Consider the following 21,028-nt stretch of genomic DNA (forward strand, 5'->3'; position numbering starts at 1 on the left):
TTTTTTTGTTTTATAAAAATAATGGATGAGGTGGAAAAAAATGAGTAAGGCATTAAGAGAGAAATCGTTGTATCCTATATTTACTGAACAAAAGTTCAGGGACTTTATTACAAAAGATAAAGAGTCTGTATGGGAATGTCAGGTTGCATCAACATACTCATCCGATAGGTTTGAGGAAGTAGCAATTCTAAAGTTATCTGTAAAAGATGCTAAAGCAATTCCGTTTATTCTTCTTAGATACAATAAGGATGTTTATGCAGCTAATAGCTTTGGCAGATTTAATAATTATTTAGAAGTTGATGGTGTATACCTGATAGATAAGGATGCTATTATATTTGCTTCTGATTATCGCTCAAAAGAAATTAGGCCGTTGGTTGAGGATATGAAAATATATACAGCAGAAGAATTAGACGAGGAGATGGAGGAGCATCTTCAGCAAAGTTTAAAAGAGGCAGTTGCTATGAAAAGAATGCTAGGTGTTGAACCCGATAAAGATCATGAGTATGAAAGCTCTGTTTTTGATTGGTATGTGAATGGAAAGAAACCTATTGATTTCATTTGTAGAAATACAACACTTACTAAATCACTTAGGAATGATGGCAAACTTAAATACATGATTAAATACATTCGCGGAGAAGATATTATAAAAGATGGTTTGCAGAATATAAATATAGACAAATACGCAGAGATTCTTGAGTTTGTTGAACAGAAATTTAATGAGTACGACAAAAGCGAAGAAATGAAGCGTAACATAGAATTATTCCGTATTCTTAAAGAGGATTTGTCTAATGCAGTCACTGTAAATATTACTAAAAAAGATGGAACAACTATAAAGGTTGAAAATAGCGTGAGACTTTGGGATAGCACATACAAGGTTGGACGATATGATAATGAAGTATTATTTACAGATATTGATTGCATTACATACAAAAAGAAAACTTATGGGAAATTAGATTCACCTACCATGTAGTTTTCATCTTCTTGCAGGATTTTTCATGTTGCGCTACAATACTTTGCACGCAAAAATCCTGTAGGAGGTAATAAATTGTATAAAATATTATTACTCGAAGATGAATATGAAATCGGTAGCACACTTGAAATGATTTTAAAAAGCGAAAATTACCATGTAGAGTGGTTTACTACTGGTGTTGAAGCTGTTAATGCTGCAATACAGAATAACTATGATTTAATGATATTAGACGTCATGTTAAAGCAAACTGCAGCTGGAATAGATTCTCGTATTTCAAATGGTTTAGAAGTTGCAAGGCTTGTAAACCAAAACAAGAAAATCCCGTATCTTCTCTTAACGTCAAGAAATGAACCATTAGATATCATGCAAGGTTTAGACATGGGAGCTGAAGATTATATTACAAAACCATACGATCTTACAGTTCTATTAGCAAGAATTCGAACAGTCTTACGAAGAACTAGTGCTGGTGAATCTTCTAATGATGGAGTTACGCAGTGCGGAAATATTGAAATCAATTTATTAACGCACAAGGTAACTGTTGATGGTAAACAAGTTCATTTAACCAATCAACTTTTTGAGCTGTTACATTATTTTGTTGCTCACAAAGGTAAGATTATTTCCAAGGAAGAATTATATAGGAATATTTGGGGGTATGACCCTTCAGAACTGCAAGAAACAAACACCTTAGAAGTAAATATCCGCCGATTGAGAAACTCAATTGGTATCGACATTATTAAGACAGTTCGAGGTAAAGGTTATGTCCTTGAAGTCTTTAATTCTTAGAAGAGCAAAAGAAAATAGGTTGCGTAGAAAGTTGACGGCAATGGCAGTTATTGCCGTCACTTTGGTTACTATTCCTATTCTAGTAACATTTCTCATTTTTGATATTTTAGAAGGTGGGGAAGAGTTTTACAACCGAATGAAGTATAGATCTGTTCAAATTGAAAATGAAGTCTGGGAAGCTGGAGGAGTCAGTAAAGTGTCCCCAGAATTTTTTGAAGGTGTTGTATCTAAAGGTGAAGAAATAACAGTTTCTTCTACAGATGATCGTAGCAAACATGTTTTCTTTGGCAAAAAAGATGAAGAAGAAGATTTGGTAAAAGGTGCGAATGCTAAAATCGCCTCCTTTATAATAGAAGTTTTATCTGCAAGATATAAAAAAGAAATAGAAAAAGTGGGTAACTTAACCGTTCACAAAGATGAAACAAGCGGTCTTCATTATATGACTTATAAATATACTTTTAAACATATAGATCATACTGATAAAGTATTGGTGAAAAGAAGTGTAACACCAACTGTTATAAAGCCTATAGAAAAATATCAAAAATTATTTTTTCTAAGCATATTATATATCATACTTTTCTCAAGTATTTTTTCTTATTTTGGTCTTGGACTTGTATTCCGTCTACTTGGGAAAGTTCTTGATAAGATGTTTTCTGAGTTAGAAGAAACGGATTACAAAACAAGAATAAAAGTAACGGGGATGTATGGGAAAGAAATTAGTGGTGTTAAGCATAAAGTAAATGACATTTTAGAACGAATGCAAAAGATTATAGAAGTCAACATAGAATCAGTTCAGGATGTTTCTCATGAGGTGAACAATAAGTTAACTTCAATTAAACAATCTGTAGATGTTCTAAGGTATTTTGGAACAGATGATAAACAAACGGTAGAGAAAAAACTGAAAGCGATTGATGATAACGTTGAGCAAATTACAAAAGTTATGTCTACAATCCTTGACTTAGCAAAATTAGATCGAGGCGCTCAGTTTTGTCCTGCAGAAGATACCAATATAAAAGAGGTAATTGACGAGTATATGGAGTACATGAGAAAGGTTTTTCCAGAATTCAACTTCACTAGCAAATGCGACGTAGAACATTCTATTATTGCTATTAATAAGCAACATTTCTTATTAGCCCTGAATCCAATTATTGAAAACGCAGTTCGATATTCTGTGCATAGCAATGAGGTTATTGTCCATATTAAGAATGTAGAATGCCCGAATTGTTTGTACGTAGATATCATCAATTGGGGACATCAAATTAAAGAAGAAGAAATTCCGTTTTTATTTAATAGGTATTACAGAGGAAGTAATCTTGATAACTCAATAAAAGGATCTGGACTAGGTTTAACCATATCGAAAAAAGTGATGGATGTATACAATGGTGAAATTAATGTAGAAAGCAGTACGGATGGAAAAACGGTCTTTACATTATCTATACCCATCGTATCAGGAGGAGAGGGGGATGCCTAATGAGAAACAAGATTAGGAAATTCCTCAAAAATTTCGTGAAGCGCGACCGATTACGTGTTCAAGTGGTTGCATTTACTATAGGACTTATTCTTCTGTCAGCAATACCAGTAAATTTATTTTCCATGTATAACGAACTACAACTTACAACTCAAAGAGAATTTGAGGGCATGTTTTCTAGGGCAGAAAAAATACAAAAAAAATTAGAGCTAATACAAGATGGTGGAGGAAAGCAGCAGATTGATGACAATTTTTTTAAGTTTTTGAGTTACTCAGGCGAGTCGATAAAAGTAAGAATTGGTCAACCTGGGATTGGAGAGTATAATTATTATTCTCCCCCTGATAGTGATGAGAATTTGGGCTTGTTTGGGTCTCAACTCTTAACTTTATTTGTCCCAACTTTTTTTGATTCCATTAGGGCACATATGAATAAATTAGATTCTTCTGCAAAACAGGCTAGTTATAGTTTTTATTCTGATGAGAAAAATAAAGCATATGGTATCGTTTCTTATTCTTTTAAGCATGAAAATCATGTTGATAAAATAACTATAAAAAGAGATATAACGACAAATTTGAAAATGCAGATAATGATCGGTTTAGAGAGCCTTCTATACATGTTCCTTTGGTTTCTTTTCTTTTCAGTCATATCGGCATTGGCGGGTTTGAAGTTTATATTTCGACCACTACAAAACGCAATTGATACAAGTTTTGAAGGTGTTGTAGAAAATAATTATCAAATAAAAATAGAAGATCCTTTGTACGGAGAAGAAATATCTAAAATTGTTAATCGTTTTAATGCTGTTTTAGATAGGATGAATGAACTTGTACAGAACAACCTAAACTCCATGCAAGATGTATCTCATGAAGTAAAAACATATCTGACGGCAATAAAACAGTCTGTTGATATGATTAAATTTTATGGTAAAGAGAATAAGGAATTGGTTGATGAAAAACTACTTGCTATAGAGGATAATATTGCTAGGGTCACATCAATTATGTCAACGATCTTAGAACTTGCTCGTTTAAAACAAATAACGAATATTGATAATGCAAACTATTATGAAGTAAAACATCTAATTAATTATTTGCTACGATTCAAAGCGGAATCATATCCGGATTTTATTTTTGATACTTGTTACGATGCAGAAAGTGTTGAGATATTTGTGGATCGAAATCATTTCTTCTTAATGATGAATCCAGTCATTGACAATGCAGTTAAGTATTCGATTGATTCAACCTGCGTCAAGATAAACGTAATTTCTAAAACTAATGATAATACGGTCTCTATTTCTGTTACAAACAAAGGAGTTCCTCTTGATCCTAAAGAAATTCCATTTCTTTTTGACAGGTATTATCGTGGGAAGAATTTAGAATACACTAAACAAGGTTCTGGTTTAGGATTAACAATTGCTAAAGAAGTAATGAATATATATAAAGGGGAAATAATTGCTCAAGGCACACCAGATGGTAAAACATCTTTTGTATTGAGTTTCCCAAAAGCTATACGAATAGAAGACTCAGGAAAATAATCCTGGGTCTTTTTTTATTTTTATGTTGCAAAGTAAAAATCAAATGGATACATTCTGAGAATGAAAGGGGAGTACCACATTGAATTACTCTTTCGATATTAAAGAAGAAGACTTAACACCTGGGCGAATATGCTTAGGTGCAGTAAAAGTAGAAATGGGACGTATGTTTTTATTTGGTTCTCAAGAAAGGTTACATGAAATGGTTTCGTTTGTCCCAGGATTGGGTAACGGAGTGTACGAAGTGTATGCCGTCATAAAAGATGTACCAGGATACGGTTACCGAACTACTAAAGTCGAAATCGAATGCATCTCTGATGAAGAGATTAAGCATTACGAGAAAGAACAGTCTGACCGAGTATTGGAGGTGGTGTATTGATTTCTGAGTTTCACTTACGAAAGAAAATGTTCAACTATATGAATAAGAATTATGGAGTATTACTTCGTATTCTTGATAGTTGGAACGAAAAACTTAATCATGGTATTCCAATGCCGCAGGAAATGTTAGCGGATTTATTTGGACATGAAATCAATAATGCAATGGTAGATGAGTTTGTCGATGCTTACGACGTACCAGGAACTTTTGTTGCTGTGTCTGTTGGAGCGTGGATGAATGAAGACAACCCTTTTCAAGTTGTGTTTGTTTATAAAGTTGAGATCCATACAGAAACTGAGGACAGCGTTGAAATGTTTGTAATGGGTGACGAAGCTACCCTTATCGAATATTGCAAAGAAAAGGGGTATAGATAAGTATGTGGATTGTATTGTTTGTATCCTTTTATGTTGTTACCGGGATTGTTTATGGCTTTCAACATATGATTAGTATTTATACCATGATAAGACAAGCAGGAGATAAAGAAGCGTTCTTACGTGAAATGGTAGCTATGTATGAGTTAACTCCTCAAGGAGCTGAGTATTATGCACAGCTGCAAGACCTGTACGTTGAAAAAGGTGAATTACTGGCCGAGTACAAAATATATAAAGCAAATGAAGGTAAGTATCAGTTCCTAACATTTCTTTTTGGTTTTGTTCTTTGGCCATACTATATTTTTTCTATATCAAAAAGAAAAAGAACAACTAAGAAAAGAGAGATGGGGCGATGACCATTCTATTGGTAGATGGAGTCGTTGGAGCTGGCAAGACAACTCTAGCGCAATTAATAAGTGAAAGATTTAACATTCCTATTTTTGAAGAACTAGGAAACCCTGATGCGGAACGATTATTAAATCGATTCTACGCTAAGAAAACTCGTTGGGCATTTACAACACAAATCTTCTTTGCAAATGAGCGATGGGAAATGATTAAGAAAGTTCATGATGAAGGTCATGGTATTTTAGACCGCTCAATTTTCGGTGATAACATCTTTGCAAGTATGTTAGCTGAAGATCTTGAGGACGGCGGAGAAGGTATGACATGGGAAGAGTATCGTACATATAAAAAGTTACTAGATCAAATCCTAGAGCATTCTCAACCACCTGAACTATTAATCTACCTACAATGCAGTGCTGAAGTTGCAAAGCAGCGAATTGATAATCGCGGACGAGGTATTGAAAGCGAAGTAGAAATGGCTTATTGGGAACGACTAAATGACAAGTATGACGTATGGTACCAAGACTATGACCATTCTCCAAAAATCTTAATCAATGTAGATAATTTGGATTTTGCAAACAACGAAGAAGATAAAGAGTCTGTACTTGCATTAGTTGGCGAAGCATTAGAAAAGATTAGCTATACAAAAAAAGAAAAAGCAGGGGCTTAATACCCCTGCGCTCTTTTCTCTCTCATTTCTACATACTGCAGAATAAGAGAATCCGGTATAGTTCTATATAATTCATCAGGAAGATGACGGGCACCAGTGGCACCAGCTTGTTTGGCTTCTTTGTCCATCTGTTTTAGTTCTTTTTGACTGTATGGTGCTATGTCAGCATTCCACTGATGATAACCACAACTTTTACATTCTAGAAGAACGTTTCCGTTTTCAGCTTCTTCAAAGACCATTAGGGAGCCACCACATCTTACGCAACCACGACCAGAATCTTGCCATGTCTTAGCTTTTACACCCGAAGTTCCATCATTGTATTTGGTCCAGTTCTTAAAGGTTTCTTGGGCGAGTTCACCAAACTCCTCCCAGTTCTTTTCATCATCTTTACGTTGTCCGTAAAGATTGTCGGTGTCCATAAATTCATATTTTTTTTCCATTGTAAAACTCCTTTCAAAAGAGGTGATAAAGTGTCAACAGCTCAACTAGAAGTTGAAGTGTCAAAGATAAAACAAATTAAAGAGCGATATGGCGATTTAGACATCATAGATATGGTCCATCAGTTTCTCACTACAGAGAATGCTGCCAATCAACAAAAGCGTATCGACCAAGGACGATTAGGTAAGTTCTATCCGTCTTCAATTGGAAGGTGTAAACGTGCGGTGGTTTATCAGATGTTGGGTTATCCAACTAAACCGATACCAGGACAAAACCTTTTAATTATGGAGAATGGAACAAGTTTTCATAATCGAATGGAAGATATCTTTGAAAAGATGGGGATCCTTATTGCTCCCGAACTCTCATTAAAAGATGAGGAATTACGCATAAGTGGACGTTCAGATGCTATCATCTGGAATTATCTAAAGTCAGATGACGAAGAGGATGCAGAAGATATCGTCTTAACAGCCAAGGTTCCGGAGAAGTACAAAGATCAGAAAGGCATAGAAAAGACAAAGATGGTAGACAAAGAAGTCTATCGTGGTCCAGCTAATCATATCCTTATTGTCGAATTCAAGTCAATTAAGAATAAGAACTATGCTAAGTTACCGAAATCTAAGCCAGATAAGAAACATGAAATGCAGTTGCAATTGTATTTCTATCTAACTGGTATTAGAAGAGGTATGGTGTATTACGAAAACAAAGATACACAAGAATCTAAGTCCTTCCATGTCTATTACAATGAAGAGTTGGTTGAACAAGTTAAAGCGGACATAAAAGAAATTCTTGATTATGTAGATCGTCGAGAACTACCTGAGAAAGAAGGGAATGCATTAGACATTATGTGTCGTTATTGTGATTTCCGTAATTTATGTCATGTACCAATCTCTGAAGAAGAATGGTTAGAACTATATTTCAAAGATGAAAAAGAAGCCTCCTAACATGGGGGCTTTTTATAAAAGGAGAACAAATGCTTAATTTTATTGGAAGAGGTAGTGCATTCAACACAAAAGAAGGAAACAACTGCGCTTATATAAAAAAGGATGACCATTTGTTTTTAATTGATTGCGGTAGTTCAACATTCGGCCGCTTGATTGAATCTAAATTGCTAGATGAAGTGAAACAAGTAACTGTACTGCTCACTCATTTGCATCCTGACCATGTAGGTTCATTAGGGGATTTAATTTTCTATGGGTATTACTCAATGGGAAAGTTAATGAAACCAAGTGTAACTGTGTGCGCTCCATACGATTTAAAGATTGTAGAAAACTTAAAAACGATGGGCGTAGAAAGAAATACATATGAACTATTACAATTCGGTGGAAGTGTAGAACTTTATTATGATGAGTTTACTTTAAACATTAATACTGTTTGGGCAAATCATGTAGAGGAATTATCTTGCTTCGGATACATTATTAAAATCTGTATCGATGGTCGTAACCATACGATTTACTACAGCGGAGATTCCAATGATATCCCGTTGGGTGTTTTATTCATGTTAGAGTATGACCAGATTGATTACTTTTATCAAGACACATGCATAGCAGACTACGAGAAGAATGTTCATCTATCACTAAGAAAACTAGATGAGCTAATCAAACAAGACGTAAGGCACAAAGTCTACTGTATGCATTTAGATGAAAAGTTCGATGAGCAAAAAGCAAAGGACTTAGGATTTAATGTAGTTTCTATTACAACGTAAATTTAGGGAGGAATATATATGAGTGAAAGCAGAGTAAGGTTATTTGAGCAACGTATGGCAGATGCAGGGCAGGAACAGACTCTTCTTGCATTAGATTGGGTTAGGGAAGAGATGTGTGCCACAAAAGGATTTGCGCGTCATGATGGGACAGATTATTACAATCATTGTGTAGATGTTGCACAAGACTTATTTAATCACGGTATAAGAGATCAAGATATCTTATCGGCAGCTCTGCTTCACGATATCGTTGAAGATGTTGATGGAATCACTTTAAGAATGGTTGAAGACAAATTCAATGCTAATGTCGCTAAAATGGTTGACCTTGTTACGAAAGAAAAGTCTGTTGACTATAAAAAAGGTGAACTCCTTAAAGTATTATATCTTGAACCTATCCTTAGTAATGTGGGCGCATGTCTAATTAAGACTTCTGATAGAAAGCACAACTTCAGCACATTGCGTGATGCTACTTCAGAAAAGAAAATCAGACAAGCTATTGAGACTGAGAAGTTCTTCTTCCCATTCTTTAAAGAAGCAAGAAATCGTTATCCAAGATATTCATCGTATTTCTTGTCTGCTAAAACAAATATCAAACCACACTTAGTAGAAATCATAGAGCGCTATGAAGAAGAAACGATTTTAAAAGCTAGAATTGCAGAGTTAGAAGCTCAATTAAGTAAAGTTCCTGTATTACAATAGATAGGTGGGGTTGATAAATGAAGACAAAGATAATTTTTGATTTGGAAGCTACTTGTGAAGACAAGAAAATTAATCCGAATTTCGACAATGAAACAATTGAAATTGGTGCGGTAAAAATTGTAGACGGTAAAGTGGTAGATGAATTTCAAAGTTTTGTAAAGCCTGTTCGAAGTAATGAGCTAACTGATTTTTGCAAGGAGCTTACTCATATCAAACAAACTGATGTTGATAATGCACCAGGTTTTTCAGAAGCTATTGCAAGCTTTAAATCTTGGGCGGGAGATTCAGAGTTTCTGTCGTGGGGGTTCTATGACAGAAAGCAATTAGAAAAAGATTCTAAGCATCTGAATCTGTCTGCAGATTGGTTAATAAACCATCGAAGCGTAAAACATGAACACCAAAAAATTAAGCAGCTGGATCGACCTGTTGGAGTTCCAAAAGCATTAAAGATGGAAGGTTTTAAGTTTATTGGAACACATCATCGAGGAATTGATGATGCTAGAAATATTGCAAAAGTTTACCTAGCTGTTTTTAATGACCAATAAAAAAGATCCTCCTTGTTAATCGCAGGGAGGATTCTTCATTATTTCTTTAAGTTTTTTCTTAATTTGTTTACGCTTATTCCAAATAGTATCACGGTGATAACCCATTTGGGCACCAACTTCTTCATAGGTCATTCCTTTATAGTCGTAAAGGGAGAGTAGAGTTCTTTCAAAATTATTTAATTGGTTAAAGGGATAGTCAGCGGTTTTGCCTAGTATCCAATTAAGTCCTATTTTCTCTTTTTCATTTTGAAAGTAAAGGTCGGAGCGGAGAGTTTCTTCTATAATAATCTCACTGTTCTCATCCCTATAATCTTCTAACATGTCTATACGATGTGAATAGAGTAAATCTTTGAAGAGATATTTGTAATGAGCATAAACTTTGTATCGATAACTATTGAATAGGTATCCACAAAAGTTTTTTTTCTTTCCTTGTTTCTTATACTTCCTAGCCTGAGTTAATAAGAGCAAGCAAAGATCATTTATTAAATCTTCATCTGTAATATGTCTCATGCGATAGTTAATCATCTGAACAAGCTTCCGTGTAGCTTTTTTCGTATGAGCATATTGATAGTTGGGGATAAGAGCCTTATGCAGGGTTTCGTCTGAGGTAAACTGTCTGAGGAATTGCCTTGTATCTCTGTCATTAAACTTAATCACACCAAAGCGTAAGAGGGAAAAGTACTTATTGAGGTACTTCGATAGTTCTTTTGTTTCCGGATCATAACCAAAAGACTGGATTATTTCTAACCCAGCCTTCTCGGAACCTGCTTGATATTCGAACACTAAAGACTCAATGTGTTCATACTGTTGAGTTTTATCGTCCATACTTTTCTAAGTGGGCTAGGATACGTTCCATTTTTACAGTGTCGTCATTTGCATTTTGTTTACGTTGGTATTCTGCAACCTCTTGAAAAAGGTTTGCTTCAAAAGCTAAGATGTCTTCTTTATTATAATTCATGACTTCATCCATCTCCAATTCGTAAATGATGTTGAGTAGGTCATCAATTTTATCTTCATCTTCTATGATTTGAGAAAACTCTTCAAGAGACAAGTCTACACCTATATTGCCACGGTAGATTTTCAAGCAGCTACACCTTCCTTATGTAAGTCTACACATGCCCAGGCAATGCCGATAGCATCTGTTAAATCGTTATCTTTCTTGAATTCTAGATTCTCAAATTCATAGATAGCAACAACCTTATGGAAGGTATCTTCTTTCTTAGCTTTACCCGAACCGTGGAATATTTTACGCCAGCTAGTAGGGTAGATAAGTTCAATCTCTAGCTTGTGTTTCTTTGCAAGATAAAGGATTGTGCCCGATACTCGTGTTAATTTTTTTAATGTATCGATGTTTAATTTGCTAAATTGGTCTTCACAAAGGATTTTAGTAATATCATATTTTTCGAAGAGGGCTTCAATACGTTCGATTTGATAAAGGATTTTATCTCCTTCATCACCTTTAGTAGGGATATCGATTTTGCCAGCTTCGACAATATCATGCTTTTCGTCCATTACACAGTATCCTGTGCATTTAGTTGAGGGGTCTAATCCTAAGTAGTACATATGTATCCTCTCCTATATTGTAACAGAATCTAGGGGAATAACCTAGAAAATTATTCCCCGTCTTCTACTAAAATTGATAATCCATGAACCATGTTTTTGATGTATTCTCTTACATAGCTCTTTGCCCAATCTGGAATCTTTTCATAGCGAACTTGTTCTCCTATGAAGCAAGAACGTAATTCCATACGGCGCTTAGTCATCATTTCATCAATTTCTTTATCTAGAATAGAACCAAGTTGTCCCATTCGTTTGTTTTCCATTAATTTATCAAGCTCTGTATCGAGAGTAGAATGTTTTGATAGTAGGGAAGCAACAGCTTTTGAAGTTACTGTATTTAGTAGTAAATCTTGAAGCTCATTTTGGAAGGCTGGTTTCGGGGGAGTTAAATCAAGAGTGCCACCGAAATGTCCATTTCTAACATCAAAAGTAGTAGTTAGTGAAGGATCGATAACACCATCTGCCTTTATCATTAATCCTTCTTCTTTTTGATAGATAGTTTTATTTTCGAGGTCAACTGTAATCGTTTCTTCCTCTTCTTCTTCAACTACGTATACTGGATTGTCTTTTACTTGTTCTTCACTCATGCAGACTCAACCACCTTTTCTGTATATCCGAAAGTAGACTTGTACTTTTCACCTAAATATCCGTATGGAGTTTTGTCATCAAAAACAAGTTCGTCACAGGCAAATAAAAACGATTCTTCGTCTACTAAGTTGTCGGTATTAAAACCACCTTTGCGTTCAATAAAACGAAAGCCTTCAAAACGAATAGATACTCCTTCGTTATTTTTGAAGAAAACGATAAATTCATCTTCTCCGTTACGGTTCATATGTGATCTGATAGGCGAACTATTAAACACATATGCGCGCATGATACCACTAATTGGGGAAAACTTATCGGTGTCAAATGCTTCACCAGAATCCATTGAGTAAAATGTTTCTTGGTATTTAATGTCAAATACTTCTGGTAGAACATGACCGTTTAATACTGGAACCATTTCGAATCCACCAATAGCAGTAAATGTTTTGCTTTCCTTAGCAACTTCTTTTACTTGTTCACTCATTTGTTTGATAACCTCGCTTTTGATTGATGTTTAGCTAAGCGTCGAGCTTCGCGATTTTGGAATGGGATAACGTTATCCTTCTTCATTTGATCTAGACGTTTCTTAGCTTCTTCGTAGATGTTCATTTGGCCATCTAAGATGTTTACTTCTTTTTCTAATTGGTCTAGTTCTTCTGGAGTTAACTCTTTTCGAAAGACCTTATCAAGTGTGTCATTTTGTTCTACATAAAAAGCAGAAACAATAATTGAACCTTCTTGGTCAATACCAACTTCAATCATGTCGATACCTTCACGGATGTACTCGTGTAAACGAAGGTACTCAACAACTGTTTCGATAGTTAAAGTTGTTTTGATTTTGTTCACTTGTTCTTCAGGACTTAGTTGGAAGTAACCTGGTGTACGCTCAACCATCTTATCAATAACTTCTGCCTGAACTTCAGGAGTAAGTCGAATTGTTTTTAAGATTGTTTGGATAGCAAAGTCACTTACATGAATGTGTTCCATATTTAAGTTAGCTACTTCATTCTTAGTAATGAAAATACCTAACACTTCTTTTTGATCAGTTAATTTACTCATTTTCTTTCTCCTCTTTCTTAGTTTCTTGTAGAGAGTTTTCAGAGAAAGACTTTTTAAGTTCTTCATTTAAGATAGTTACATCGCCGTTATCTGTCATCTCCATGACTTTTTTACCTTGACTGTTAATAAATTTAAGCACATTAATTCCTCCTTGAACTAACTTGTCTTTAAGTATTTGAACCATTAGAGCTGTAGTTGTAAAGAATTATCTCGAATATTTAAAGATGGGTTAGCTTAACTTAATAACTGTAAGAAAAAGGTGTCTTTTAGCTTTTTCGTAAATATGGTATAAAGGTAGGTAGGATTGCTTGTGAAGGGAGTTAATAATGAATAAGCAAGAGGCAATAGAAATTATTAAGAATTCTTTTTATCACTTGATGTTCGAAGAGAACGTTAAAGTGGGTTCTATCGATATTCTTTTATATTTTCCGTCTATAGGTATAGCTATTTTAGAACCTAAAAAAGATAGGAAACACTTACTCTTAGAAGATAATATTGAAGATATGGATGAACTGTATATTAAAAAAGAGTTGGAAGCTAAACCCATCTATTTAGATTTAGAAGAAGACAAATTCAATATTGGATTTGTTATTAACGACATACTGCTGGAAGCGAAATTCGCGCCATCAGAAAATTTTTTGGAGAGTAGGGGTACGTATTAAGGAGAGAAGTCTTGGTGATCAAGTGATTCTCTTTAAAAGTCCCAACATTCTTTTACTGAGTCTTGTTATAAGGAGTCTTAGATTTATTCTCCTTGGTATGTACTCCACTCTAAATAAACTATACTTAACAAGAGTGTCGCATTTGTTTGCGGCGCTTTTTTATTTGGAGGAAGATACATGACAAACGAAGTAATGAATGTTGAGGTTTTAGTTCCTATCTCTGAGATGGTTTTTGAAGGACGTTCCTTTTCTATCTATGGAACATTTGAGGAGCCATTGTTCTTAGCTAAAGATGTAGCTCAATGGATTGAGTATGATGTTTCATCAATTAATAAGATGTTAAGAAATGTAGATGAGGATGAAAAGGTCCGGAAGATTGTTCCGACCCAAAGTGGTGCTCAAGAATCTTGGATGCTTACAGAACAAGGTATGTATGAAGTATTACTACAATCTCGTAAGCCTGTAGCAAAAGAGTGCAAGAAAGTTGTTAAGGCCCACATGAAAGAGTTACGTGTTTCCGGCGTAACTCTGAGACAGAATCTAACACTTCAACAACAAACGGTTGTCTTATTAAGTAAATTAGACGAAGTACTAATTCAACAAGAAGCAGAACTTGCTCAACTTAATGCTCAAATTGAGTCGTTAGGCGAGCAAACTGAACTACTAGAAGAAGAAATTCGAGTGGTTGATAATCAAATTAAAGAACTTAAACCATATGCCAAGAAATACAAAGAGTTCTTATCTGAAGATGCTCTGATGACCATTGATGATTTTGCTCGTATTATGTTCCCACGTTACAGCTTAGGTCGTAACCAACTGTTCCAATACATGCGTGATAATCGTATGCTTGGTTCAGAGGGGCGTAATCGCAATATGCCACACCGCCAACTTGTAAATCGAAATATCTTAAAGCTATTAAAAGGGCAAGTCTTTATCACGAAGCAAGGATTCGATTACCTTTGTGATTCTTTAGACTCTCATTTTAATCTTTAATAACTAATCAGCAGGGGAGAGATCCTCTGCTTTTTTCTATTTAATAAAAGGAGCGGATTTAATGAAAAATCTATTAATGGAATCAACAAATGATGTAAGAACAAATATTTTAATGGCAGCGGATTTCCTGAAAGAACAAAAGCGATTGTTAAAAAAGCAGTCAAATGTAATGCAGAAACATAAAGAAGAGAAAGAAGAAAAAGCAGAACGTCTTACTAAGAACTCCGAAGAGATTGAATTAAAAGGACAAGAACGGGAGTTACTGATTAAAAAAGTAGAGAACTTGTTAAAGGTGCGTTTAGAGAAAGATGTTGTACTAGTGGAAGCTGGTCATGACTCTAAGCGTTATATTCGCTGCATCTATAGACAGAATCGAACAACGTTAAAAGGCTTCTTAGAAGACCTAGTAGCTGTCTATGGAGACGGATTAGATGAAGAAATGAGAGAGAATCCTATTCCTTCATTACTTCAGCTATTGCATGAAAAGAAGGTTTTGAAGAAAGACTATAAGCCATATTCTACTGCATTCTCTAAAGGATATTTCGAAGAGAAGCCAGCACGAATCTATGTTGATTCTAATAAGAACGCAATTCGTGTAGAGACAGAGGTGTATATCACTGCAAGTGGTACAAACCGCTTACGTCTTAAAGAATTAAAACCTATTATCGTTGCAGGAAATTCCATTTGACAAGAGAGGGAGAAGTGCCTATGTTTGTGGCGCTTCTTCTTTCTTTACATGTAAGACTTTTGTACCGAATGAAATTACTGAAAAGGTGAGATAAATGAAATTAACAGATGAACAACTTAAGAAATTACCACGACAATGTTTGGATTGGAATGGTGGCGGAGCAGTTATTATCAACAAAGCCATATTAAAAGAAATCTGCAAAGAGCTATTAGATTACCGAACAGGTAAAAATAAATCTTAAGGAGAGATAATTAATGAATGAACTAGTTTTTATAAATAAAGATACCAATGTTAGATTCATGGTTTCAAGATCTACACAATTACTCGTACCTCAAATAGGTGCGAAGATTTTTTTACAAGATCCTAACGATTTAACCTACCAAGGGTCAGTGTATATGGTGTATCACCATTACGGACAAGGTGAGGGGAAATACCTAACTGTTTATGTTGTTTTAAAAGATCTTAAACGAATCGAAGCATTACCATTTTAATAAAGGGAGAGACCAAAATGAGTGTTACTACATTAGAAAAAGGTTTAACTTTTGAACAATGGTTAGAAATGCATTATGGGTACACCGGAACAGAGGATGAGATCGAAGCAGCCATTCTAGAACATAACAAAGCAGCGGTTGCTGAAGTCTTTAAAGAAGACTGGTGTTTAACTTACAGGTCTGCTCAAATGGAAGTTGTTAAATTGTTTGAGGAAGACTACATCAAGGATTCCAAAGAAAAAGGTTGGGAACGACTTACGAAACGATTCTGGTGGGAATAAAGGAGGAAGAAATATGTGGGTAGAGCCAATGAGTCTTGCAGGTGGAATAGATGATTATAGCTTCGGCGAACGTTATGATGGACCACTTCCAGCAGGAAGAAAAGTTTACTTTCTTAATGCAAATGGATATGACAGCGAAAGAGAACATGCAGCAACGTTTTTTGAGGAAGGGCAAGTATTGACTGTCGAAGAGATACATGTAGGTAGAAGTAACTCAAAAGTGTCATTCGTTGAATGTCCAGGTAAAACATTTAATACAGTAATGTTTGCTGATTGTGTCAAAGAAGGAGAATTGAAGAATGAAAGCGTTCCGAGTGTTTTATCAGACGGCTGGTAGATCAACCTCTGCAGTTGTATTAACAGAAGATGAATCAACATTAGAAACATCATTATCTGAAAAAGATTCTGATTTTGAAATAGGAGATAGATATTCTCGTATCTCAAACAAAAGGGAAATGCCTTTGTCCAATGTGATGGTACGTGACTTATCAGTTGCAGAATTATTAAAGCTAATGGGTAAGGAGTAAAGAAAATGTTTTCGTTTATTTGTTTTGTTTTATGGATAGTGTCCCTTGTAATGATGTTTATTGATTATCACTGGGGATGGTTAGTAGTACTTGTTTTAACTACACTGTACTTCATACTTCGCTTTGGAGCAGGTGGCAGCGGTCCTGATTTTGACTTCGATTTCGATATTGGAGATTAATAGTTTTGTCTAAGGAGGTTTATTAAATGAGCTGCTTACTTAAGCAAACATACACCGAAACCTTTGAAGTAATAAAAGTTTGGGTGAACTTTATGAGCTATAAAAGCTATAGCAGATATCGTGAAGATACACCTAGATGCGAAATATGTCGCACTGATTTTAAAGAAGAAGACAATACTAATTTGGCTTTTATCAAAGATAAAAAGAATCATCTTATCTGTGATAAATGTACAGATAAAGCAATTAAGGGTGGAGCAGAAAGGTGTGAACGTTAAATGTACTTCGGATACATGGAACCTTCGGAACTAATGCACTTGGGAAACTGACAGCCTGCGCCGATATGACGAGCGTAAATACTACTGTTGGTTCCTAGGGATATTATGTTTAATCAAGAGGAAATCAAATTATGGGAACAAGAACAAGCAGAAAAAGAAAACAGTCGCTATTGTACAACTAAGAATACTCGCTTGTTCGATCCAAAGAAAGAACGTTTATTTAAAGCACGTAAGCGTTGTGTACTGAAATGGTTCTGGGGTATTGAAACAAAAGATAATCGTAAAGAATGGCAGACACATATTCGTGCAGTTAACAAACAACGTGGTTTCGGTGAAGATGCTTATCATCCAACCAAACATGAATACCATACAGGCGGATACCTAACATGGTAATACAAGATGGGGCGTTAGCCCCTTACATATCAGGAGGAAGAAATGAAAAAGGAAAGGGTTGATATTCTAAAAATTGGTTTAAGTCGTTGGGAGGTAGATTTAGAAGCAGGAACTGTAAAGACAAGAAAAGGAATAGCTTCCACAATAGACAAAGACGGTTATGTTCGTATTGGGGTTAAGCATGAAGGTAAGTATTGTAACTTTGGTGTTCATGAGGTAATAGCATATGCTGCTGGCTTAGACCTGGACGGGAAAGAAGTAAACCACAAAGACGGTAATAAACAAAACAACAGTATTAGTAATCTTGAAGCGGCTACGAGAAAAGAAAATATTGTTCATTCTTTTAAGACTGGTTTAAATAAAGGACCAAAAGGGTCAGAACATGGAAGAGCAATTCTTAATGAACAACAAGTCGCAGAAATCAAAGAAGTATTAAAGACTGGAGGACATGGTATTGGAAGGCAGCTTGCTGCAAAATACGGTGTTAGTCCAGCTACTATATCACAAATAAAAAAGGGGAATCTTTGGAATGAGTAAAATATATTTAGTCTCGCCATTCTTTAATGAAGAAGAATTAAAACATGTAGAAAAAGCAGAACAGGTATTACGTGCATTAGGTCACACTGTATTTTCACCGAGAGAGAACCAATTACCTGAAGTAGAATTCGGTTCTTTTGAATGGCGTACATTCGTATTTAAAAACGATTTAGAACATATCAAATGGGCAGACATGGTATTCGGTATCATTGGTGAAAACTATGATGACACTGGTACTGCTTGGGAATTAGGCGCAGCTTATATCTTAGGAAAACCTGTACTGTTGTTTAATCCAAAGGGAGAAATCATCAACCTTATGATTACTGACAGCTTACATGCATACTTTGAAGATATGGATGAAGTAGCTCGCTATGACTTTGCTACTCTACCAATCAAGCCATATTTAAAACCAGTAAAATAAAAAGATAGGGGAGGCTAACGCCTCCTCCCTTTATGAATTGAGAGTTGAGAAAAATGAAAATTGATTATGCTTCAGATTTACACGCTAACCACTGGATGCTTTGGACGAACAACCAAGCGAAGTGGGAAAGTAGAACAAGAGAATTCACAAGGAAACTTATAGAGAATGGTAATGGAGAAGTTCTGATATTACCTGGTGACTTTAGTGAATGGAACCAACAGTCTTTATGGATTTTAGATGAAGCAGCAAAGCATTATGAGAGAGTATATTTCACTATTGGCAACCATGACATGTACATTATTTCAGGAAGCCAAAAGAAGAAGTATAAGGATTCTATAGGTCGCATTAATGAACTGATAGAAAAAGCTTCTGAAATTCCCAATGTAGTTCCTCTTGTTCAAAATGTAGATACATACAAAGGCAAAGTATTTGCAGGAGATGTACTATGGTATCTTCCTAAGTCACAAGCTGATTGGGAGTTCCTTCGCAATGTATCCAATGATTCTAGATACATATCAATCAATGGATACGCAGGTAGCGATGTACCAAGAAAGCTACATAAGGAATCTATGGATTGGTATGACACATTAGAAGAGACACATGTTGATGTATTCGTTTCTCATGTTCCGCCAGTACATAATCCATTTACACCATATGAACTCAATACTTGTTATATGACGGATGTTCCTTTCATTAATGTAAACCATTGGATTTGTGGACACGATCATATTCAAGGTGAGTTTGAAAAGGCTGGAGTTCAATTCCATATGAATGCGATTGGATACCCAGACCATTACTCCAACTATCCTAAAAAGAATGTAGTACCAGAAGGGGAAATAGACGAACACAAATCCTTTGGTATTAAAACATTTGAAATATAGGGAGGTTGGGCTTGTGATATCTATTCCTATTGTTATCGCTACTGTTATTGTTTGTAGATTAACAAAAGATTTCTTCTTTAAAAAGGAAGTATAAATCGAGGTGACATAATTTGAATTTACGGGGATGTAATATATTATGGTTTGAAAATCCTAATACGTTCACGATTGAAGATTTAAAGCTGCTGAAATATGCATTTGAAAAAGGATTTAAGCCATTAGGTGATAAATTTGCGGAAGACAATAAAGAGTGGATTGAGTGGAAGAAGGAAGTTGTATCAGTAATTAAAGATAAGCTAGTCTAATTTAGACATAAGAAAAAACCACGAGATTACTCGTGGTCTTCTTTTTTACTAACTTTCTGCTTAACGCTTTCAATTTCTTTCTCAAGATAATCAAAGTTTTGTGTAACTTTGTTTTCTAAACTAGTGAAATTGAATTGCACTTCTTTAAGTGTTGTTGCAATGCCCTCAAGCTGCTGAGTATTCTTTTCTAAGTTCACGAACAATTCTCTTTCACGATTGTCAGAACGAAGACGATCTTCAGCTACCATTTTATAATGATCTTCACGTTGTTCTTTCATGTTTTCATTCATAGCAGTGATTTGTTCCTTATGACTATCACTAACGCTACGAACGTATCCCATAACCTTAACGGACATGATGATGACAAATATCATGATGATTGCAAAGAGAACCATAAATGGCTTATCACCTTCAGTTATGCTAGTAAATATCTTTTCAATAATACCTAACTCATTTGGTGTCATACAGCGACTACCTCCTTATCTGGAGTCAAAATTGTAATCTGTCGCAGTAGTTCATCATGGGGCAAGATTTGCACATGAAACTTTGTCGCGGATAAAAATCCTCCTGCTTTATTCCGTTACGAACTCCTTTTAGTACGCTTTTAAGGCGCTTAATTTCATTCTCATCTCTGTATAAAGACAATTGTTTATCTGTACCGATGTAATCAAATACGAATCGGTCGGGTGTAGATTGGAATAGTTCCTGGAAGGCATAAAACATAGCGGTTGCTCGTAGGTCATGTCTGAGGAAAAATCCAGAGGAAGCGTCAGTTTTGTTATTGCTGGTTTTAAAATCAACAATCTCAATCATGCGCTTATTGTTTGAATCGGTGTACTCTCGAATCAGTTCAAATTCGCCTGTAAGGATTAGGTCGTCTTGAACGGCAATACGGAAAGGGTAATTGACGGCAATAGGTGTGCCGGGATTATCTTTGTTCTCTGCATAGAAAGCATAGATAGCTTCCATGCCCCGGTTTAAAATCTGTTGCGTTCGTTGTTGATCTGTTCCTGTTCGTGCAAGTAGGAAGTTATCCTTTGTACGTTTATCCTCTTCAAAGATGGAGTAATAATAGTTAGCCCACTTATCTCTCATTTGTCGGAGAGTAGGGAGTCTACCTTGCATTACTTCATAATAAAAGTAGGAAATAGTTTGATGAATGCCCTTTGAGTACAGTACTGCACTTTTATAGTCGTCTTCAGAAGGTATCTCATGAATCTTAGTCAGCTTGTACTTCAATGGACACTGCATATACGTATAAATATCATCCATACTTAATTCGATTTTTGTCATGTTATCTAACTCCTTCT

37 protein-coding genes are annotated in these 21,028 nt (G+C 35.3%); 27 read left to right on the forward strand and 10 right to left on the reverse strand.

Translation table 11 applies throughout. The annotated features are described in order from the left end of the window. The first annotated feature begins 40 nt into the window (after nt 1-40). From F3I02_RS00470 to F3I02_RS00505, 8 genes are all read left to right on the forward strand, one after another. Nucleotides 41-970, forward strand: a complete 930-nt coding sequence (locus F3I02_RS00470) for a hypothetical protein (protein WP_196477307.1) — start codon at nt 41-43, stop codon at nt 968-970. 75 nt (nt 971-1,045) lie between these two features. Continuing rightward, nucleotides 1,046-1,753, forward strand: coding sequence for a response regulator transcription factor (locus F3I02_RS00475; RefSeq protein WP_196477308.1), 708 nt, complete (start codon nt 1,046-1,048; stop codon nt 1,751-1,753). Next, entirely contained in the window at nt 1,728-3,224 is a 1,497-nt protein-coding gene (locus F3I02_RS00480) for a sensor histidine kinase (RefSeq protein ID WP_196477309.1), read from the forward strand. Before F3I02_RS00475 ends, F3I02_RS00480 begins: the two co-directional genes overlap by 26 nt. Next, nucleotides 3,224-4,750: a HAMP domain-containing sensor histidine kinase gene (locus F3I02_RS00485; protein WP_196477310.1), complete on the forward strand. Its 1,527-nt coding sequence runs from the start codon at nt 3,224-3,226 to the stop codon at nt 4,748-4,750. The genes F3I02_RS00480 and F3I02_RS00485 overlap by 1 nt, the downstream gene beginning before the upstream one ends. 79 nt (nt 4,751-4,829) lie before the next feature. Then, entirely contained in the window at nt 4,830-5,126 is a 297-nt protein-coding gene (locus tag F3I02_RS00490; protein ID WP_196477311.1) for a hypothetical protein, read from the forward strand. Continuing rightward, nucleotides 5,123-5,497 (forward strand): hypothetical protein, encoded by a 375-nt coding sequence (locus tag F3I02_RS00495; RefSeq protein ID WP_230876734.1) that lies wholly within the window; start codon nt 5,123-5,125, stop codon nt 5,495-5,497. The genes F3I02_RS00490 and F3I02_RS00495 overlap by 4 nt, the downstream gene beginning before the upstream one ends. A gap of 2 nt (nt 5,498-5,499) precedes the next feature. After that, the gene (locus tag F3I02_RS00500; protein ID WP_196477312.1) at nt 5,500-5,850 is read left to right on the forward strand and encodes a hypothetical protein; all 351 of its coding nucleotides are present in this window, start codon (nt 5,500-5,502) and stop codon (nt 5,848-5,850) included. Further along, nucleotides 5,847-6,506 (forward strand): deoxynucleoside kinase, encoded by a 660-nt coding sequence (locus F3I02_RS00505; protein WP_196477313.1) that lies wholly within the window; start codon nt 5,847-5,849, stop codon nt 6,504-6,506. The genes F3I02_RS00500 and F3I02_RS00505 overlap by 4 nt, the downstream gene beginning before the upstream one ends. Here F3I02_RS00505 and F3I02_RS00510 read toward each other — a convergent pair. Next, nucleotides 6,503-6,946: a hypothetical protein gene (locus F3I02_RS00510; protein WP_098265122.1), complete on the reverse strand. Its 444-nt coding sequence runs from the start codon at nt 6,944-6,946 to the stop codon at nt 6,503-6,505. The two genes, F3I02_RS00505 and F3I02_RS00510, sit on opposite strands and share 4 nt — an antisense overlap. 30 nt (nt 6,947-6,976) lie before the next feature. Here F3I02_RS00510 and F3I02_RS00515 point away from each other — a divergent pair, with 30 nt between their 5' ends. Genes F3I02_RS00515 through F3I02_RS00530 form a run of 4 tightly spaced genes read left to right on the forward strand, consistent with a single transcriptional unit; the run spans nt 6,977 to nt 9,887 of the window. Then, complete coding sequence (locus F3I02_RS00515; protein ID WP_196477314.1) at nt 6,977-7,885, forward strand: CRISPR-associated protein Cas4; 909 nt, start codon at nt 6,977-6,979, stop codon at nt 7,883-7,885. Nucleotides 7,886-7,914: 29 nt separating this feature from the next. Beyond that, nucleotides 7,915-8,646, forward strand: a complete 732-nt coding sequence (locus tag F3I02_RS00520; RefSeq protein ID WP_196477315.1) for an MBL fold metallo-hydrolase — start codon at nt 7,915-7,917, stop codon at nt 8,644-8,646. Nucleotides 8,647-8,664: 18 nt separating this feature from the next. After that, on the forward strand, nt 8,665-9,342 hold the full coding sequence (locus F3I02_RS00525; protein WP_196477316.1) for an HD domain-containing protein: 678 nt from the start codon (nt 8,665-8,667) through the stop codon (nt 9,340-9,342). A 17-nt stretch (nt 9,343-9,359) separates the two neighbouring features. Then, on the forward strand, nt 9,360-9,887 hold the full coding sequence (locus F3I02_RS00530) for a 3'-5' exonuclease (protein ID WP_196477317.1): 528 nt from the start codon (nt 9,360-9,362) through the stop codon (nt 9,885-9,887). A gap of 15 nt (nt 9,888-9,902) precedes the next feature. Here F3I02_RS00530 and F3I02_RS00535 read toward each other — a convergent pair whose 3' ends face one another. Genes F3I02_RS00535 through F3I02_RS00565 form a run of 7 tightly spaced genes read right to left on the reverse strand, consistent with a single transcriptional unit; the run spans nt 9,903 to nt 13,227 of the window. Further along, entirely contained in the window at nt 9,903-10,712 is an 810-nt protein-coding gene (locus F3I02_RS00535; protein WP_196477318.1) for a helix-turn-helix domain-containing protein, read from the reverse strand. Continuing rightward, on the reverse strand, nt 10,702-10,971 hold the full coding sequence (locus tag F3I02_RS00540; RefSeq protein WP_000708631.1) for a hypothetical protein: 270 nt from the start codon (nt 10,969-10,971) through the stop codon (nt 10,702-10,704). The genes F3I02_RS00535 and F3I02_RS00540 overlap by 11 nt, the downstream gene beginning before the upstream one ends. Then, complete coding sequence (locus F3I02_RS00545; RefSeq protein ID WP_196477319.1) at nt 10,968-11,450, reverse strand: crossover junction endodeoxyribonuclease RuvC; 483 nt, start codon at nt 11,448-11,450, stop codon at nt 10,968-10,970. The genes F3I02_RS00540 and F3I02_RS00545 overlap by 4 nt, the downstream gene beginning before the upstream one ends. A gap of 50 nt (nt 11,451-11,500) precedes the next feature. Next, the gene (locus F3I02_RS00550) at nt 11,501-12,034 is read right to left on the reverse strand and encodes a hypothetical protein (protein WP_196477320.1); all 534 of its coding nucleotides are present in this window, start codon (nt 12,032-12,034) and stop codon (nt 11,501-11,503) included. Next, nucleotides 12,031-12,513, reverse strand: a complete 483-nt coding sequence (locus F3I02_RS00555) for a hypothetical protein (protein WP_196477321.1) — start codon at nt 12,511-12,513, stop codon at nt 12,031-12,033. Before F3I02_RS00555 ends, F3I02_RS00550 begins: the two co-directional genes overlap by 4 nt. Next, nucleotides 12,510-13,088, reverse strand: a complete 579-nt coding sequence (locus F3I02_RS00560) for a hypothetical protein (RefSeq protein WP_196477322.1) — start codon at nt 13,086-13,088, stop codon at nt 12,510-12,512. The genes F3I02_RS00555 and F3I02_RS00560 overlap by 4 nt, the downstream gene beginning before the upstream one ends. Beyond that, on the reverse strand, nt 13,081-13,227 hold the full coding sequence (locus F3I02_RS00565) for a hypothetical protein (RefSeq protein WP_230876737.1): 147 nt from the start codon (nt 13,225-13,227) through the stop codon (nt 13,081-13,083). Before F3I02_RS00565 ends, F3I02_RS00560 begins: the two co-directional genes overlap by 8 nt. Before the next feature lie 187 nt (nt 13,228-13,414). Between F3I02_RS00565 and F3I02_RS00570 the strand changes: the two genes are divergently transcribed. The 15 genes from F3I02_RS00570 (at nt 13,415) to F3I02_RS00640 (ending at nt 19,718) form a co-directional block, all read left to right on the forward strand. Further along, on the forward strand, nt 13,415-13,750 hold the full coding sequence (locus tag F3I02_RS00570) for a hypothetical protein (RefSeq protein WP_196477324.1): 336 nt from the start codon (nt 13,415-13,417) through the stop codon (nt 13,748-13,750). Nucleotides 13,751-13,927: 177 nt separating this feature from the next. Then, a complete protein-coding gene (locus F3I02_RS00575) occupies nt 13,928-14,743 on the forward strand; it encodes a BRO family protein (protein WP_196477325.1) in 816 nt (271 codons plus the stop codon). A gap of 61 nt (nt 14,744-14,804) precedes the next feature. Continuing rightward, on the forward strand, nt 14,805-15,431 hold the full coding sequence (locus F3I02_RS00580; protein WP_230876738.1) for a hypothetical protein: 627 nt from the start codon (nt 14,805-14,807) through the stop codon (nt 15,429-15,431). 94 nt (nt 15,432-15,525) lie between these two features. Further along, nucleotides 15,526-15,672 (forward strand): hypothetical protein, encoded by a 147-nt coding sequence (locus F3I02_RS00585; RefSeq protein ID WP_180228127.1) that lies wholly within the window; start codon nt 15,526-15,528, stop codon nt 15,670-15,672. Between the two features lie 13 nt (nt 15,673-15,685). After that, a complete protein-coding gene (locus F3I02_RS00590; protein ID WP_098586951.1) occupies nt 15,686-15,922 on the forward strand; it encodes a hypothetical protein in 237 nt (78 codons plus the stop codon). Nucleotides 15,923-15,939: 17 nt separating this feature from the next. Continuing rightward, nucleotides 15,940-16,203 carry a hypothetical protein gene (locus F3I02_RS00595; protein WP_196477326.1) on the forward strand — a complete coding sequence of 88 codons (264 nt, stop codon included), beginning with the start codon at nt 15,940-15,942 and terminating at the stop codon, nt 16,201-16,203. Nucleotides 16,204-16,216: 13 nt separating this feature from the next. Continuing rightward, nucleotides 16,217-16,540 (forward strand): hypothetical protein, encoded by a 324-nt coding sequence (locus F3I02_RS00600; protein WP_196477327.1) that lies wholly within the window; start codon nt 16,217-16,219, stop codon nt 16,538-16,540. Further along, entirely contained in the window at nt 16,503-16,730 is a 228-nt protein-coding gene (locus tag F3I02_RS00605) for a hypothetical protein (protein WP_098265139.1), read from the forward strand. The genes F3I02_RS00600 and F3I02_RS00605 overlap by 38 nt, the downstream gene beginning before the upstream one ends. 5 nt (nt 16,731-16,735) lie before the next feature. Beyond that, complete coding sequence (locus tag F3I02_RS00610) at nt 16,736-16,909, forward strand: hypothetical protein (RefSeq protein ID WP_196477328.1); 174 nt, start codon at nt 16,736-16,738, stop codon at nt 16,907-16,909. A gap of 26 nt (nt 16,910-16,935) precedes the next feature. Beyond that, nucleotides 16,936-17,184 (forward strand): hypothetical protein, encoded by a 249-nt coding sequence (locus tag F3I02_RS00615; RefSeq protein ID WP_196477329.1) that lies wholly within the window; start codon nt 16,936-16,938, stop codon nt 17,182-17,184. Between the two features lie 105 nt (nt 17,185-17,289). Next, nucleotides 17,290-17,577, forward strand: a complete 288-nt coding sequence (locus F3I02_RS00620; RefSeq protein WP_196477330.1) for a hypothetical protein — start codon at nt 17,290-17,292, stop codon at nt 17,575-17,577. Nucleotides 17,578-17,619: 42 nt separating this feature from the next. After that, a complete protein-coding gene (locus tag F3I02_RS00625) occupies nt 17,620-18,114 on the forward strand; it encodes an HNH endonuclease signature motif containing protein (RefSeq protein ID WP_196477331.1) in 495 nt (164 codons plus the stop codon). After that, nucleotides 18,107-18,535, forward strand: coding sequence for a nucleoside 2-deoxyribosyltransferase (locus F3I02_RS00630; RefSeq protein ID WP_196477332.1), 429 nt, complete (start codon nt 18,107-18,109; stop codon nt 18,533-18,535). The genes F3I02_RS00625 and F3I02_RS00630 overlap by 8 nt, the downstream gene beginning before the upstream one ends. Nucleotides 18,536-18,588: 53 nt before the next feature. Continuing rightward, nucleotides 18,589-19,416 (forward strand): metallophosphoesterase, encoded by an 828-nt coding sequence (locus F3I02_RS00635; RefSeq protein ID WP_196477333.1) that lies wholly within the window; start codon nt 18,589-18,591, stop codon nt 19,414-19,416. Nucleotides 19,417-19,526: 110 nt separating this feature from the next. Then, nucleotides 19,527-19,718, forward strand: a complete 192-nt coding sequence (locus tag F3I02_RS00640; RefSeq protein WP_196477334.1) for a hypothetical protein — start codon at nt 19,527-19,529, stop codon at nt 19,716-19,718. Nucleotides 19,719-19,744: 26 nt separating this feature from the next. Here the strand turns inward: F3I02_RS00640 and F3I02_RS00645 are convergent, their stop codons facing one another. Together F3I02_RS00645 and F3I02_RS00650 are read right to left on the reverse strand one after the other, a co-directional pair. Further along, the gene (locus F3I02_RS00645; protein ID WP_196477335.1) at nt 19,745-20,182 is read right to left on the reverse strand and encodes a hypothetical protein; all 438 of its coding nucleotides are present in this window, start codon (nt 20,180-20,182) and stop codon (nt 19,745-19,747) included. Nucleotides 20,183-20,207: 25 nt separating this feature from the next. Then, nucleotides 20,208-21,011 carry a PD-(D/E)XK nuclease family protein gene (locus F3I02_RS00650; protein WP_196477336.1) on the reverse strand — a complete coding sequence of 268 codons (804 nt, stop codon included), beginning with the start codon at nt 21,009-21,011 and terminating at the stop codon, nt 20,208-20,210. Nucleotides 21,012-21,028 lie beyond the last annotated feature (17 nt).

Origin of the sequence: Bacillus sp. SRB3LM (assembly GCF_015712745.1) — a bacterium.
Classification (GTDB): Bacteria; Bacillota; Bacilli; order Bacillales; family Bacillaceae_G; genus Bacillus_A; species Bacillus_A thuringiensis_K.

Excerpts from the sequence above, each read along its gene's own strand:
- F3I02_RS00550 (WP_196477320.1), bottom strand. The coding sequence starts at position 12,034 with ATGAGTGAAGAACAAGTAAAAGACAATCCAGTATACGTAGTTGAAGAA.
- F3I02_RS00600 (WP_196477327.1), top strand. The coding sequence starts at position 16,217 with ATGTGGGTAGAGCCAATGAGTCTTGCAGGTGGAATAGATGATTATAGC.
- F3I02_RS00610 (WP_196477328.1), top strand. The coding sequence starts at position 16,736 with ATGTTTTCGTTTATTTGTTTTGTTTTATGGATAGTGTCCCTTGTAATG.
- F3I02_RS00485 (WP_196477310.1), top strand. The coding sequence starts at position 3,224 with ATGAGAAACAAGATTAGGAAATTCCTCAAAAATTTCGTGAAGCGCGAC.
- F3I02_RS00625 (WP_196477331.1), top strand. The coding sequence starts at position 17,620 with ATGAAAAAGGAAAGGGTTGATATTCTAAAAATTGGTTTAAGTCGTTGG.
- F3I02_RS00635 (WP_196477333.1), top strand. The coding sequence starts at position 18,589 with ATGAAAATTGATTATGCTTCAGATTTACACGCTAACCACTGGATGCTT.
- F3I02_RS00500 (WP_196477312.1), top strand. The coding sequence starts at position 5,500 with ATGTGGATTGTATTGTTTGTATCCTTTTATGTTGTTACCGGGATTGTT.
- F3I02_RS00560 (WP_196477322.1), bottom strand. The coding sequence starts at position 13,088 with ATGAGTAAATTAACTGATCAAAAAGAAGTGTTAGGTATTTTCATTACT.
- F3I02_RS00575 (WP_196477325.1), top strand. The coding sequence starts at position 13,928 with ATGACAAACGAAGTAATGAATGTTGAGGTTTTAGTTCCTATCTCTGAG.
- F3I02_RS00595 (WP_196477326.1), top strand. The coding sequence starts at position 15,940 with ATGAGTGTTACTACATTAGAAAAAGGTTTAACTTTTGAACAATGGTTA.
- F3I02_RS00530 (WP_196477317.1), top strand. The coding sequence starts at position 9,360 with ATGAAGACAAAGATAATTTTTGATTTGGAAGCTACTTGTGAAGACAAG.
- F3I02_RS00535 (WP_196477318.1), bottom strand. The coding sequence starts at position 10,712 with ATGGACGATAAAACTCAACAGTATGAACACATTGAGTCTTTAGTGTTC.
- F3I02_RS00580 (WP_230876738.1), top strand. The coding sequence starts at position 14,805 with ATGAAAAATCTATTAATGGAATCAACAAATGATGTAAGAACAAATATT.
- F3I02_RS00605 (WP_098265139.1), top strand. The coding sequence starts at position 16,503 with ATGAAAGCGTTCCGAGTGTTTTATCAGACGGCTGGTAGATCAACCTCT.
- F3I02_RS00545 (WP_196477319.1), bottom strand. The coding sequence starts at position 11,450 with ATGTACTACTTAGGATTAGACCCCTCAACTAAATGCACAGGATACTGT.
- F3I02_RS00525 (WP_196477316.1), top strand. The coding sequence starts at position 8,665 with ATGAGTGAAAGCAGAGTAAGGTTATTTGAGCAACGTATGGCAGATGCA.
- F3I02_RS00620 (WP_196477330.1), top strand. The coding sequence starts at position 17,290 with ATGTTTAATCAAGAGGAAATCAAATTATGGGAACAAGAACAAGCAGAA.
- F3I02_RS00470 (WP_196477307.1), top strand. The coding sequence starts at position 41 with ATGAGTAAGGCATTAAGAGAGAAATCGTTGTATCCTATATTTACTGAA.
- F3I02_RS00630 (WP_196477332.1), top strand. The coding sequence starts at position 18,107 with ATGAGTAAAATATATTTAGTCTCGCCATTCTTTAATGAAGAAGAATTA.
- F3I02_RS00650 (WP_196477336.1), bottom strand. The coding sequence starts at position 21,011 with ATGACAAAAATCGAATTAAGTATGGATGATATTTATACGTATATGCAG.
- F3I02_RS00505 (WP_196477313.1), top strand. The coding sequence starts at position 5,847 with ATGACCATTCTATTGGTAGATGGAGTCGTTGGAGCTGGCAAGACAACT.
- F3I02_RS00510 (WP_098265122.1), bottom strand. The coding sequence starts at position 6,946 with ATGGAAAAAAAATATGAATTTATGGACACCGACAATCTTTACGGACAA.
- F3I02_RS00585 (WP_180228127.1), top strand. The coding sequence starts at position 15,526 with ATGAAATTAACAGATGAACAACTTAAGAAATTACCACGACAATGTTTG.
- F3I02_RS00480 (WP_196477309.1), top strand. The coding sequence starts at position 1,728 with ATGTCCTTGAAGTCTTTAATTCTTAGAAGAGCAAAAGAAAATAGGTTG.
- F3I02_RS00615 (WP_196477329.1), top strand. The coding sequence starts at position 16,936 with ATGAGCTGCTTACTTAAGCAAACATACACCGAAACCTTTGAAGTAATA.
- F3I02_RS00590 (WP_098586951.1), top strand. The coding sequence starts at position 15,686 with ATGAATGAACTAGTTTTTATAAATAAAGATACCAATGTTAGATTCATG.
- F3I02_RS00520 (WP_196477315.1), top strand. The coding sequence starts at position 7,915 with ATGCTTAATTTTATTGGAAGAGGTAGTGCATTCAACACAAAAGAAGGA.
- F3I02_RS00555 (WP_196477321.1), bottom strand. The coding sequence starts at position 12,513 with ATGAGTGAACAAGTAAAAGAAGTTGCTAAGGAAAGCAAAACATTTACT.
- F3I02_RS00645 (WP_196477335.1), bottom strand. The coding sequence starts at position 20,182 with ATGACACCAAATGAGTTAGGTATTATTGAAAAGATATTTACTAGCATA.
- F3I02_RS00570 (WP_196477324.1), top strand. The coding sequence starts at position 13,415 with ATGAATAAGCAAGAGGCAATAGAAATTATTAAGAATTCTTTTTATCAC.